The organism is Paenarthrobacter sp., assembly GCF_031180005.1.
In the GTDB taxonomy this organism is placed as follows: domain Bacteria; phylum Actinomycetota; class Actinomycetes; order Actinomycetales; family Micrococcaceae; genus Arthrobacter.
The window spans coordinates 1-11453 of the sequence record NZ_JAPSHI010000015.1; the positions used below are offsets into that span (position 1 = coordinate 1).

Consider the following 11453-nt stretch of genomic DNA (forward strand, 5'->3'; position numbering starts at 1 on the left):
GACCCAACAGAAGGGCCGGCGGCGCAGCCCCACTAACCGCCCACACCACCTACAACCCCCGCCGCCAGCAACCCCTGGCAGCCTAACCAACAACAACGAAACCTGTCTCAAAAACTTGACGAGCGCACTCCCTCTCTCACCAGGGGAGAGAGGGATCCGTCCAAGGGCGCGGGATGTGATAGAGCGTTAGGGTAGTGGGATGCCGTCGTTCCAGACCAAGTTGAAGATCACTGGCCTCAAGCCGGGCAATGCGCCCGAATCGGTGATGGCCGCAGCGGTGGAAGCACTGGAAACACGCCACCATGTCGAATCGAACCAGCTCGACATCGTGGGAGGAGTACCCCAGATCAGCCTCCGCTTCACAGTAGGCGACCGGGATTACTCGGGCGAGAACCACGAAGCCCGGACATCGGCAGCCATGATGCGTGACGCCGTCGAACGTGTAGCGGTCACTGGAAGCCTCTACGTGTTGCGCCGAAGCCGCGGTCGTTGGTCGCCGGTTTAGAACAGTTGTCAGCGCTACTCCGGCTGCGGCACGTCGCCGGGCTTGTCGGCGTCGAACGGTTCGTCCACGGGGGATCGGCTGCCGCGGCGCCGGGTGACGATCAAACCAACCACCACGCCGATGACCAGTCCCAGTCCCACCCCAATGAGTGAGCTGGCCCAAAAGGGAAGCTTGGTGGTGGAGCCGGTGAAGTAGCCCAAGCCGACCTGCCACACTGCCCACAGCACTGCGCCCAGGCCGGCACACAGGCTGAAACCGCGGACCGAAACATTGGCGATGCCTGCCGCGGATGAAGTAGCGAGCCTGCCACCGGGGATAAACCGAGCGCCAATGATGGCGCCGTAGGTTGATGAGCGGCCGGCTTTGGCGATGGCCTCATGGATTCCGCGGTGGACCCGGCGGCCCCACGACCACCGGTCCAGAACGTGGCTGATGCGCCGTTTAAACAGCATGAAAACGGCCATATCACCCAGCCAGGACGCGAACGCGGCCAGGAAGAGGATGAGCCAGAAGTTAGCGTGGCCGTCGGCTGCAAGCGCCCCGCCGGTGATCACCACCATCTCGGAGGGGATGGGCGGGAAGATGGCATCGCCCAACACTATGGGGACAATCCACAGGTAAATTGCGGATCCCCATGTCTCTGGAGCGGTGATGTCCATGGGCAAAAGGTACCGCACTTGCCGCGTCCCCCGCTCGGGAGTGAGACTGGCGCCATGCGAATCGAGATTCTGCGCGGAGATATCACCACCCGCGGTGTTGACGCGATTGTCAACGCCGCCAACTCGTCACTGCTGGGTGGAGGGGGGGTAGACGGCGCCATTCATAGGGCCGCGGGCCTGGAACTTCTTGAGGCATGCCGCGAACTGCGCCGGACGCAACTGCAGGACGGACTTCCGGTGGGTGCCGCCGTCGCCACACCCGCCTTCCGGCTCCCCGCACGCTGGGTGATCCATACAGTGGGACCCAACCGGCACGCGGGTCAAACCGATCCGGCGCTGCTCGCGTCGTGCGTCCGCGAGAGCCTGAACGTGGCGGCGGGGCTTGGTGCCAGATCCATCGCCTTTCCTGCGATCAGCGCCGGAATTTATGGCTGGGACGCCACTCAGGTCGCCGAGGTAGCGTTCGACGCCGTGCGGTGGTTTTCGTCGTCAGTTTCAGTCCGCGGCACTGAGGGCAGCCCGCTTGAGCTGGTGGAGTTCGTGCTGTTTTCGGAAGAGACGACGGCGGTCTTCCGGGCGGTGTTCGGCGCCTGAGGCATGGCGGCGTCGGATATGGCGTTTGCTGGGGCGAAATTTGGGCCATGAGTGACCCCGCGTCGCTTTAAGAGGGGTGGGCCTCGCTGAGCTCTAGTTTGCTGCGATATTCCACGCTTTGCTTGCTGATGGGGTCCACGAATGAGATCCCGCGGGCCAGCAATTGAAGGGGTTTCGAGTAATCGTCCGGGGCTTTGTCCAGCAGGTCCGGGTAGAAGGCGTCGTTGACGATTCCCAGCCCAAGCGAAGCCATGTGCACGCGGAGTTGGTGCGTCTTTCCGGTGTGCGGCTCCAGTCGGTACAAGGCGCGCTGGTGAGTTCCGGCGTCGAACATTTTTGTCTGTTCAATCCGGGTTTCCGCGTTCGGTTCGCCCTCGATGACCTCGGCGAGCAGGTAGCTGCGGGACTTGGTCATGCGGTTGCGGACCACTACCGGGAATTCGACGGCGGGATAGCCTGCGGCCGGCGTCGCGGCTGACACGCACTCGTATTCCTTCTGGACCTGGCGCTTCTCGAAGAGGACCTGGTACTTGCCGCGTGTCTCCGGGTTGGTGGAGAGCAGCAGCAGGCCGGCCGTCATGCGGTCCAAGCGGTGCATGGGGATGAGGTCCGGGAGGTTGAGCAGGTTCCGGAGCCGGACCAGCGCGGATTCCTGGATGTAGGTGCCGCCGGGCGTGGTGGGGAGGAAGTGCGGTTTGTCCACCACCAGGATGTGTTCGTCTTGGTGGAGGATGTTGATTTCCACGGGCAGGCGGGTCTCCGGGGGGAGCGTGCGGTAGTACCAGATGAAGGTGTGGTCCTCCAGCTTGGTGCTGCGGTTAAGCGGTACGCCGCCTTCGCCCACAATCTCGCCGGCGTCAAAGCGGTCCTCGATGCCTTGCGGATCGATATGGCCCCAGCGGTGCATCATATAGTCCATTGCGGTGGTCCACGGTCCCTCATCCGGCAGGCGCAGGCGGGTCGCGTTCACGCCGTCGCGGACGGGGAGGGGGGATTGCATCACTGGACAATTCTACCGGCGTCGCGTTGTGGGGCCCGCTTTGCGCCCCAAGTAGCCCGCGAGGCGCGCAGAGCAGGCCCCACAGGGGGACTAGGTAACCGACGATAAAAAAGTTCTTGACAATAAAAGTTGTCGGTAAGCATACTTGAAGCATGTTGGACATCGAAGTGATCGAGGACCCGGCCGCGGCGGAAGCGTCGCTGGATCCGATCCGCACCCGTATTCTGCGGGAGCTCGTCGAACCGGCGTCCGCCACGCAGCTGGCCTCGAAAGTTGGCTTGCCCAGGCAAAAAGTGAACTACCACCTCAAAGCCCTCGAACGGCACGGGCTAGTGGAGCTGGTGGAGGAGCGACGCAAGGGCAACGTCACTGAGCGCGTACTGCGTGCGACGGCGGCGTCGTACCTGATCTCACCCGGCGCCTTGGCGTCTGTGGCGCCGGATCCGCGGCGCTTCTCTGACCGGTTCTCCGCTTTCTGGTTGCTGTCATTGGCCTCCCGCACTGTGCAGGAGATGGGCAAGCTCATCGCTGGGGCTGCCGTGGCAAAGAAGAAACTGGCCAGCTTTGCGATCGACGGCGAGATCACCTTCCGCTCGGCTGCCGAACGCGCAGCATTCGCGGAAGAACTCGGCGTGGCGGTGACCCAACTCGTGGACAAGTACCACGACGGCGGTGCTGCCGCCGTGGCGGGCGGCGGACGCAAACACCGGCTCGTCGTCGTGCTTCACCCTGCTCTCAAGGCCCCTCTAACTCAGCAATCAGCAGAAAAGGATCAAGGCAATGATTGATAAACGGAAATTCGAAATCGAGACGGATGTCGAGCTGCCCGGCACCCCCGAGCGTGTGTGGCAGGCGGTCACCAAGGACACTCCCGCATGGATGTTCCCCACGGATCAGTGGCCGGACGTCAAGACCACCGAGGAATACCCCAGCCACTTGGTATCCCGCATGGACGGCCCGGACGGGTGGTTCAACCAGCTGGAGCACATCCTTGAGCCGCTGGAAGGTGGCCGCGCCAAGCTGCACTACGTTCACAGCGGGATCTTTGCCGAGAACTGGGATGAGCAATACGACGGCGCCAGCAAGCACACGGAGTTCTACCTGCACACGTTGGGTCAATACCTGCAGTACTTCGACGGCAAGCCCGTGGTTTTCACGGACATTCAGGCGCCTGCTTCTTCGCAGACGGTGGGTGGATTCGTTCAGCTGAAAAAGGCCTTGAATGTGGACGGTGTAGCCGCCGGTACCGCAGTGGATGTTGACGTCGACGGCGTGGGGCAGCTGGCTGGGGTAGTGGACTTTGCCAACGAGAACTTCCTGGGCCTCCGGGGCGTGGATACGATGTACCGCTTCTTCGGTCGGAACGCCTTCGGCGCTCCGGTCGGGATGACGGTACACGACTTCAGCGGCTCCGGCGATGCCGAACTTACGGCCAAGGCCTGGGGTGCGTTCCTGGAGAAGGTGTACGCGTAGCAGTTGTGGTTAGGCCGCCCAGGCCCGCGCCACGGATTCCAAGGCGGCCTCGTAGATCGAGGCCCAATCGGTGGAGGTATCATTCATCTGCGCAAGCTCCAGGCTGACGAGCCCATGGACCTGTCCCCAGATGGCCATCGCAATGAGCGCGGGGTCGTCCTTGCGCAGAGCGCCCGCTGACTGGGCGGCGGCTACCGCCTCCACCAGGGGGAGCATTGAATCGGAGGCGATTTCCGGCGTCGGGCTGCAATCAACATAAGCGGCCAGCGCGCCGCCAAACATGAGGCGGTAAAGGGCCGGGTGATCCAGTGCCCAGATGCGGTAGGCCCGGCCTAATCCCAACAGCCCGTCCTTGGCCGCATCGCGTTGGGACGCACCAAAGGAGCGGAAACCGTCGTCGACGGCGGCCGTCAACAGCTGCGCTTTTCCGCCGAAGAGGGAGTAGATCGCGGTGGTGGACGTTTCTGCCGCGGCTGCTACATCGCGGAGAGTTACGCGGGCGGGCCCCTCGCGGTCTACCAGTTCTGCGGTCACTGCGAGGAGTCGGTCCTGGACGTGCTGATCATGAACTACAGGTCTTGCCATGCACTCAAGTGTTTCATAACATTGTTTCATAACAACGTTATGAAACCTGGATTCAGGAACTCAGGAGTTCCCCAACTGAAGGATTCACATGGCACAGGAGATCTTTCCCGGCCGCTTCACTGCGGATATCGGGCGCGATACAGTGACCGTCTTCCTCATCGGGATGCGGGCAAACCGGTGGTGGAAACTGGGCCGCGTCGCCAAAGTGGCGTCGGCCATGCCCGCCATGATGCAGCACCTTGCCAAGAACCCGGACGCCGGTTTCCTTGGCAGCGAGCAGTGGTTCGGGCGGACTACCGTCCTGCTCAGCTACTGGGAAAGTCCGGAGCATCTGAGGCGCTTTGCCGCAGACAGGGATTCGCCGCATCTGGGCCCGTGGCGGAAATTCATGAAGGAGTTCGCGGGCAGCGGCGACGTTGGCGTGTGGCACGAGACTTACCAAGTCCCGGCGTCGGGTATTGAAGTGGTGTACAACGGCATGCCACTGTTCGGCTTGGCAAAGGCGACCTCGCATACGCCGGTGGGACCCGGCAGCAACTCGGCGAAGCAACGCATGGGCGGGCGGGCATGATCCGCAGACCCAGCCCCAACTAGGTAGCAGCACAGGTCGTTCTGAGCCCTCAGAACGACCTCAACTGCGACTTACTTGGGTGGGGTGGGCGGGACCAAACGGGCGGCGGTTTAGGCGACCGCGACGGCGGCTGGCCGCTCGGTCTTAAGCGTCCGGCGGAGGTGGGGTGCGGCGTCGAGCTTGTCCTGGGCGGCGCGGAGCGCACCAACGGCGAACTCCAACTGTGCGGCGGACAAGGTGTAGGGAACACGCAGGTAGTGCTCGAACGCGCCACCCACGCCGAAGCGGGGTCCGGCCGCCAACCGAACGCCAAAGTCGGGCGCGAGCACGGTCAGCGCGGTGCTTGAGGCAGACGGTAGGCGGCACCACACAGTGAGTCCGCCGCGGGGCCGCTCCACCTCCCACGACGGCAAGTGCTCAGCGAGCAACCCCAGCAGTGATTCCCGGTTATGTCGAAGCTCCTCAAGTCGGGCATCAAGCGGTTCCGCGAACGACTGCACCAGGCGCGCCGCCGCCAGTTGTTCCACCACGGGCCCGCCCAGATCCATAACTGTCCTCGTCGCGATAAAGCGGGTAATCAGGGATTCGTCCGCCCGAATCCACCCGGTCCTGAGGCCCGCCCAATGCGATTTGCTCAGCGACCCGATGGAAACCACTGCAGGACTGAACGACGACATCGGCGCGGTGCGGACGCCGTCGAGATTCAACCCACGCAGCGTTTCGTCCACCACCAGCACGGTTCCGGAAGCAGCGGCCGCCCGCGTAAGGCGTCTGCGTTGCAGGTCGGACATGATGCGCCCGGTGGGATTGTGGAAATCCGGCACCAAGTAGGCCATGGCGGGGCGCTGCTGGTTCATTGTGGCCACCATCGCATCGATGTCCCAGGCCGGCGAGGTGCCCGAGGGCAGCGCCACAGGCAGCGGTTTACAACCCGCGGCCCGGATGGCGTCCAGGGCGTTGGGGTACGTAGGGTGTTCCACTAGGACCCGGTCCTGCTTTCCGGCCAAGGCGCGCAGCACAATGTTGAGGGCATGCTGTGCACCGGACGTGACGAGGATCTGGTCCGGCGTCGTTGGCACCCCTTCCGCTGTGTACTTCTCTGCGATGGCTTCGCGGAGGGCCGGCACTCCCACGGCGTCGTACCCGAATCCGGGCAAGAGGGCAGGCAGCTCGGTCAGCGCGTCAGCGAAGGCGCGATGCACCACCTCGCCGGCCGCTGGTAGTGATGCATAGGCGAGATCCAGGAGTCCCTCGGGGACCGCGAGCCCGGGCGCGCTCACTGGTGCAGTGCGGTGGGGGATGCATGTCCGTCCGCGGCTACCCTGACCTGCCGTGAGGAATCCCTGTTCGCGCAGGCTCGCATACGCGGCAGTGACCGTGGTCCGGCTGAGCCCGAGCGTCTGGGCGAGCGCCCGCTCGCTAGGCAGCGCGATGTCCAGCGGAATGCGGCCGTCCATCACCAGCAAACGCACGACGTCGGCCAGCTCACGGTAGGCGGGAAGGGCGCCGGAGTTCCAAGAGCCGAGGAGGCGAACGAGTGCGGTGGGATTCAGAGAGCCGGACATAAGACCAGTATTCCAAACTGGCTATGGAATACAAGGCCAGTTTCCTTGGATGATGTACTTCATGATGACCCGAAGAATCACTCAACTCCTCATTGGCCTCGCGATGTACGGCATCTCCTTGGCCATCTTTATCCGCGCCGGCCTGGGCTTGGACCCTTGGGATGTGTTTCACCAAGGCGTATCCGAAAAGACCGGCTTCAGCATGGGTGTTGTGGTGATCGCGGTCAGCTTCCTGGTTCTTCTCCTGTGGATCCCGCTCCGGCAGATGCCAGGGATCGGAACCATCGCCAACGCGGTTCTTGTGGGTCTCTTCGCCGATCTGGGACTGTGGCTCATCCCGGAGTTCTCACATCTGGGCGGACAGATCGCCATGCTCGCCGGTGCCGTGATCCTCAACGGCATTGCCTCCGCTTGCTACATCGGTGCCCGCCTTGGACCGGGTGCACGGGATGGCCTGATGACTGGACTTGTCCGCCGCACCGGTTGGTCAGTCCGCCTGGTCCGCACGGGAATCGAAATAGTTGTCCTTGCTGTCGGCTTCCTGCTGGGCGGCTCTGTCGGTGTTGGCACGGTGGTCTACGCCCTGGCGATCGGCCCGATCGTGCAGGTGTTGCTGCCGAAGTTCATGGTCCCGGAGCGGGCAAAAGCAACGGCCCCCACGGAAGTCGTGGAGGCCGCGCCGGCCGCCTGACGGCCGCCACTTTGGCGCCGCTTAGCGGCATGCCTCCAAGTCCTCGCCATACTGCAACCAGTCCGGCAGGTCCTCACTGAAGGCGTCTCGGATGGCGGGCGATCCAGCGCTCCGCCAGTCGACGTCGTCGTTAATCTCGATCTCGTACTTCTTCCATTCGAACCAGTTGATCATCTTCAACTGCGGGTACTTCCGGTGGGTATCAGTGGAGAAGACCTGACGCCACCATGCCTGCTTGACGTCCAGCTCGGACGCCCCACCGCGGGCCGGGGTGAAGATAGCCGCCGTCTCCGGAATGGCTACCGGCTTGTTGTGGTCCACCCCGTACACCTGGTAGAAATCCGGGACGGAACTGTCGTCGCCGGCGGTGCCGCTATAGGTGCCGGTCAGCATGGCGAGGAACTTGCCGGACTCAGAAATGTCGTTGTCTCCCCACGGCCGCTGGTTGCCCCAGTGATACAGGGAAACTCCCACCCAATCCACGGCGTCGTCCCCTGGATAGTAGGGCGCGTAGGTGTCGTCGGCCATGGTCAGCGTGCTGTCATGGTCCGTGTCGAGGGCAGCGAAATCGCCGGTGCCCGGACGGGCCGCGAACTGGCCTCCCGTAAACGGGTAGCCACCACCATAGTTCGGGGCCCACATCATGGACGAGCCCGGCGCTCCAGCGTGAATTGCAGCGGCCACTTTGCGGAATACCTCCACATAACGCAGCGGTTGCTGGCCCCAGGAATACCATGACCCGTTCATCTCATGCGCAAAACGTACGACGACGGGCGTCCCCTGATCGTTGATGACCCGTAAGTCGGTAGCCAGTTTGGCGATCACTTCCTCGCTCATGGTCTCCAGGCCACCGTGCGGTTCCAAGGTCAGGAGCAACACGCCGCCTGTTGGGCGGACCTGGGTGACGGCATTGGTGGTGTGAGCCCACGTTTCGTCGTCGTAGGGGATATCCGAGAACTGCACTACCACCGCCGGGTCATGGCCGAGGTTTTGCCGGTGCTCGGCCAAAGTCTCCGAGTCCCAATCGAGGTTTACGCCCAGAAGCACACCATCCTTGGGGATCATGGTGGAAGCATCTCCGGCCCGGCAGAGAGACAGAGCCTGGACTACGGGCACCACCTCCTTGGAAGCAAAACTCAATCCAGTGGCGGCCAGGGCCGTCACCACCAAGGGGATGAGCAGGCTGGCCCGCCGACGTTTTCTGTTTGGATGCCCTGTGAAGGTAGGAGGAGTCTGCGCCACGGTCAGCCCCATCCAATGGAGCGATAACGACGTCTGAAGAGAGCCCGCCAACTGAAGCGAGGCGCAAGCCCGCGTGGCCGGACGAGCGCTGCGCCGCCGTCGATGGCATCTTGGCGCGTTGCGTAGATACGCGCGACGTGACCCAGATGGGCTTGGAGGCGGGTTTCCTGAAGCTCGCTGGAATCGCCGAAGAGGCGGAGATCGCCGCCGCGCGATCGGAGCAGGTGCAGCACCTCAAGCACCCCTACTACGCCTGATGCTCCCACTGATGTCACCTCCGCGACATCCAGCAGGATCAGGACAGGGCCGTCCGCGGCGGCTCGGGCCGATGCTTGGCGAATAGCGAGAACGGTAGCGGCGTCCAAGGCGCCGGTAATGGTCAGTTCCAACGATTTCAAGGCGGTGGAGGTGGTGTTCGGGGCATGGGAGAGCATGGACATGGGGTCGCTCCTTGCTGGGGGTTGGAACGGCATTTACTGATGTGCTATTAGGGTGCGGCTTGGGGCGGAGCGCTCAGAACGCTGGTGAGTTCCTTGGGAGTGGGCATCGGTTCAACGAGGTGGTCGCCGGGACCCCGGTATCTTGCGGCACCGATCACCACGCTCAAAAGCGCCAGGTCCAAGACGACCCAGGCCAACGTGATGAGGGTGGGATAGAGCGGCGCTTCCCCGGTCGACACGCGCGCAACGCCGATGAACGAGGACGCGACCAGCAACGCCATGGCAGCCACCTGTATCCTGACGTGCTGGAATCCACGGCCCGTGACCTGTTTACTCTTGGCCGTCACCGAGAACGCGAGGTGCTTGCCAAGGAAAACCGCTGCCGCACCTGAACACGTGGCCGCGATCCAGGTGGGAAACAGCGCAAAGGACCATTGCTGGCCGCGCCACAATCCCTTCGACCCGTTGCCCGCGACTTGGAAGAGCAGCTGGCACGAAATGAAGAAGGGCAGGAAGAGGCAGAAGAACACCACAGGGCTGGCAGTCAGCGGGTAGGTACCGGCCACCAGGAACACCACTGGCGCAGCGATATAGGTCAGGGCCGCGAAGCCATTCAGATAACTCGTCATAGTGCCCAGATACATCAGTCGCTGAGCCACGGTGAGGCCCCGAAGAAACAACGGATTGTCACTGAAAAACACCTGCATGGTGCCGGCCGCCCATCGATGCCGCTGCGAGAGCATGGTGGACACGTCCTCAGGGGCCAACCCGTGGACCAGGACCTCGTGGTGGTAGACGCTGCCCCACCCCATCGCGTGAAGGTGCATGGCCGTTGCCATGTCCTCGGTGATGGTGGTGGTGTCCATGGGGTGGATGGCCAGTGCTTGGTCCGTGTGGGCCACATCCACTGATTCCAGAACGGCGTCCAGCTCCGGCGCCACGTCCTCCACGGCATCCGGGATTGCCAAAGCGGCTGTATGGAAGGCGACGCGGAGCTCGAAAGTGATCTCGGCGAGGACATCGCCCCTGCGGACTTGGTGCTCCGCGCGTGCCACTGCCTCCAAAGCCTGCTCTGCCACGATCATGGCCGCGGGATGACGCCTACCCAGTTCGCCGTGAAGGTCCTGCAAACGCGATCGGCCCCGACGCAAAGCACGCCAGGTCTGCTCAGTTGCCGTCCGCGTGTAGCGGGTCAAGCCCAGGGCCATGAGGGCCTCACGGCGAAGGACGGCATTCGAGCCACAGAAGAACGCTGCGTCCCAGCCGTCCTTGCCCTGTTGGATGGGGCCGTAGAAGAGTTCCGCCTGGCTTCCTAGAGGATCCGCTTCCGGAACATTCCAAAAGTGCTGCGGGGTCTGGACGAAAGCAACTTCCTCGGCATCGAAATAGCCCAGGACGCGGTCCAGGAAACGCGGTTCAGGGACTTGGTCTGCGTCAAAGATGGCCACGAACTCGCCCGTTGTCATGGACAGGGCGTTGTTGACGTTTCCTGCCTTTGCGAAGCGCTGCCGACCATCCCACTCAGGACCGCGGGTGATATACCCGACGCCGAGCTGCCGGGCGGCGGTGGCAAATTCAGCCCGATCGCCGTCGTCAAGGATCCACGTTTCGTGCGGATACTCCATATCCCTTGCAGCGATAGCCGTCTTGAGCACCAATTCCAGTGGCTCGTTGTAAGTGGCGATGAACACGTCCACCGATCTGCCCGGCAGGGCATGTGGGGGAGGTGGTCGTCGTCGGGCGTTCCACATGGTCACCGCGTAAAGCGCTGATTCGCCAAGGCTGTAGGTTTCCGCAGCCACGAGGGGCAGCGAAATCCACCAGGCATCCCACGCGACAGTGCTCGACCAACGCCAGCTGATGTAAATCAATCCAAAGGAAACTACAAGAACTGCAAGGATCCTTACCAGTATTTGTTTGTAAACGCCCATCTTTAGCCTCCGGTAACTGCTGGGGAAAAGGCCAAGGCACGCCAGTATGTCCAAACGCTCCTCAGAGCGAAGTTCGGGAGGACACGGCTGACGCGCCTGGAGCTGCATCGTCGATGCTCAAAGGGGAAGGAATTCGGCTGCGAACGGAATATCCTTTTGCCAACGGACTTGAAGGAAATCTGTCAAGCCAATTGGTT

At 63.0% G+C, this 11453-nt stretch carries 13 protein-coding genes; 6 read left to right on the forward strand and 7 right to left on the reverse strand.

What is annotated here, in order from left to right; translation table 11 throughout:
* Nucleotides 1-199 precede the first annotated feature (199 nt).
* A complete protein-coding gene (locus RIF72_RS12215; RefSeq protein WP_309075151.1) occupies nucleotides 200-505 on the forward strand; it encodes a hypothetical protein in 306 nt (101 codons plus the stop codon).
* 14 nt (nucleotides 506-519) lie between these two features.
* Here the strand turns inward: RIF72_RS12215 and RIF72_RS12220 are convergent, their stop codons facing one another.
* Nucleotides 520-1164 carry a VTT domain-containing protein gene (locus RIF72_RS12220; RefSeq protein WP_309075152.1) on the reverse strand — a complete coding sequence of 215 codons (645 nt, stop codon included), beginning with the start codon at nucleotides 1162-1164 and terminating at the stop codon, nucleotides 520-522.
* 54 nt (nucleotides 1165-1218) lie between these two features.
* Here RIF72_RS12220 and RIF72_RS12225 point away from each other — a divergent pair, with 54 nt between their 5' ends.
* The gene (locus tag RIF72_RS12225; protein ID WP_309075153.1) at nucleotides 1219-1758 is read left to right on the forward strand and encodes an O-acetyl-ADP-ribose deacetylase; all 540 of its coding nucleotides are present in this window, start codon (nucleotides 1219-1221) and stop codon (nucleotides 1756-1758) included.
* Between the two features lie 67 nt (nucleotides 1759-1825).
* On the opposite strand, the gene RIF72_RS12230 is transcribed toward RIF72_RS12225, so the two are convergent.
* Nucleotides 1826-2758 (reverse strand): pseudouridine synthase, encoded by a 933-nt coding sequence (locus RIF72_RS12230; protein ID WP_309075237.1) that lies wholly within the window; start codon nucleotides 2756-2758, stop codon nucleotides 1826-1828.
* A 152-nt stretch (nucleotides 2759-2910) separates the two neighbouring features.
* Here RIF72_RS12230 and RIF72_RS12235 point away from each other — a divergent pair, with 152 nt between their 5' ends.
* Together RIF72_RS12235 and RIF72_RS12240 are read left to right on the forward strand one after the other, a co-directional pair.
* On the forward strand, nucleotides 2911-3546 hold the full coding sequence (locus tag RIF72_RS12235) for a helix-turn-helix domain-containing protein (RefSeq protein WP_309075154.1): 636 nt from the start codon (nucleotides 2911-2913) through the stop codon (nucleotides 3544-3546).
* Nucleotides 3539-4231, forward strand: coding sequence for an SRPBCC domain-containing protein (locus RIF72_RS12240; protein ID WP_309075155.1), 693 nt, complete (start codon nucleotides 3539-3541; stop codon nucleotides 4229-4231). The genes RIF72_RS12235 and RIF72_RS12240 overlap by 8 nt, the downstream gene beginning before the upstream one ends.
* 9 nt (nucleotides 4232-4240) lie before the next feature.
* Here RIF72_RS12240 and RIF72_RS12245 read toward each other — a convergent pair whose 3' ends face one another.
* Entirely contained in the window at nucleotides 4241-4816 is a 576-nt protein-coding gene (locus tag RIF72_RS12245; protein WP_309075156.1) for a TetR-like C-terminal domain-containing protein, read from the reverse strand.
* Between the two features lie 88 nt (nucleotides 4817-4904).
* On the opposite strand from RIF72_RS12245, the gene RIF72_RS12250 reads away from it, so the two are divergent.
* The gene (locus tag RIF72_RS12250) at nucleotides 4905-5387 is read left to right on the forward strand and encodes a DUF4188 domain-containing protein (protein WP_309075157.1); all 483 of its coding nucleotides are present in this window, start codon (nucleotides 4905-4907) and stop codon (nucleotides 5385-5387) included.
* A gap of 110 nt (nucleotides 5388-5497) precedes the next feature.
* Here the strand turns inward: RIF72_RS12250 and RIF72_RS12255 are convergent, their stop codons facing one another.
* Nucleotides 5498-6952, reverse strand: a complete 1455-nt coding sequence (locus RIF72_RS12255) for a PLP-dependent aminotransferase family protein (protein ID WP_309075158.1) — start codon at nucleotides 6950-6952, stop codon at nucleotides 5498-5500.
* A gap of 61 nt (nucleotides 6953-7013) precedes the next feature.
* On the opposite strand from RIF72_RS12255, the gene RIF72_RS12260 reads away from it, so the two are divergent.
* On the forward strand, nucleotides 7014-7643 hold the full coding sequence (locus RIF72_RS12260) for a hypothetical protein (RefSeq protein ID WP_309075159.1): 630 nt from the start codon (nucleotides 7014-7016) through the stop codon (nucleotides 7641-7643).
* 21 nt (nucleotides 7644-7664) lie between these two features.
* Here the strand turns inward: RIF72_RS12260 and RIF72_RS12265 are convergent, their stop codons facing one another.
* Genes RIF72_RS12265 through RIF72_RS12275 form a run of 3 tightly spaced genes read right to left on the reverse strand, consistent with a single transcriptional unit; the run spans nucleotide 7665 to nucleotide 11256 of the window.
* Nucleotides 7665-8897 carry a glycosyl hydrolase gene (locus RIF72_RS12265; RefSeq protein WP_309075160.1) on the reverse strand — a complete coding sequence of 411 codons (1233 nt, stop codon included), beginning with the start codon at nucleotides 8895-8897 and terminating at the stop codon, nucleotides 7665-7667.
* On the reverse strand, nucleotides 8888-9325 hold the full coding sequence (locus RIF72_RS12270; RefSeq protein WP_309075161.1) for an STAS domain-containing protein: 438 nt from the start codon (nucleotides 9323-9325) through the stop codon (nucleotides 8888-8890). The genes RIF72_RS12265 and RIF72_RS12270 overlap by 10 nt, the downstream gene beginning before the upstream one ends.
* Nucleotides 9326-9372: 47 nt before the next feature.
* On the reverse strand, nucleotides 9373-11256 hold the full coding sequence (locus RIF72_RS12275; protein WP_309075162.1) for a glycosyltransferase: 1884 nt from the start codon (nucleotides 11254-11256) through the stop codon (nucleotides 9373-9375).
* Between the last annotated feature and the right edge of the window lie 197 nt (nucleotides 11257-11453).

Coding starts and splice junctions, on each gene's coding strand:
- RIF72_RS12215 (WP_309075151.1), top strand. CDS start 200: ATGCCGTCGTTCCAGACCAAGTTGAAGATCACTGGCCTCAAGCCGGGC.
- RIF72_RS12220 (WP_309075152.1), bottom strand. CDS start 1,164: ATGGACATCACCGCTCCAGAGACATGGGGATCCGCAATTTACCTGTGG.
- RIF72_RS12225 (WP_309075153.1), top strand. CDS start 1,219: ATGCGAATCGAGATTCTGCGCGGAGATATCACCACCCGCGGTGTTGAC.
- RIF72_RS12230 (WP_309075237.1), bottom strand. CDS start 2,758: ATGCAATCCCCCCTCCCCGTCCGCGACGGCGTGAACGCGACCCGCCTG.
- RIF72_RS12235 (WP_309075154.1), top strand. CDS start 2,911: ATGTTGGACATCGAAGTGATCGAGGACCCGGCCGCGGCGGAAGCGTCG.
- RIF72_RS12240 (WP_309075155.1), top strand. CDS start 3,539: ATGATTGATAAACGGAAATTCGAAATCGAGACGGATGTCGAGCTGCCC.
- RIF72_RS12245 (WP_309075156.1), bottom strand. CDS start 4,816: ATGGCAAGACCTGTAGTTCATGATCAGCACGTCCAGGACCGACTCCTC.
- RIF72_RS12250 (WP_309075157.1), top strand. CDS start 4,905: ATGGCACAGGAGATCTTTCCCGGCCGCTTCACTGCGGATATCGGGCGC.
- RIF72_RS12255 (WP_309075158.1), bottom strand. CDS start 6,952: ATGTCCGGCTCTCTGAATCCCACCGCACTCGTTCGCCTCCTCGGCTCT.
- RIF72_RS12260 (WP_309075159.1), top strand. CDS start 7,014: ATGATGACCCGAAGAATCACTCAACTCCTCATTGGCCTCGCGATGTAC.
- RIF72_RS12265 (WP_309075160.1), bottom strand. CDS start 8,897: ATGGGGCTGACCGTGGCGCAGACTCCTCCTACCTTCACAGGGCATCCA.
- RIF72_RS12270 (WP_309075161.1), bottom strand. CDS start 9,325: ATGTCCATGCTCTCCCATGCCCCGAACACCACCTCCACCGCCTTGAAA.
- RIF72_RS12275 (WP_309075162.1), bottom strand. CDS start 11,256: ATGGGCGTTTACAAACAAATACTGGTAAGGATCCTTGCAGTTCTTGTA.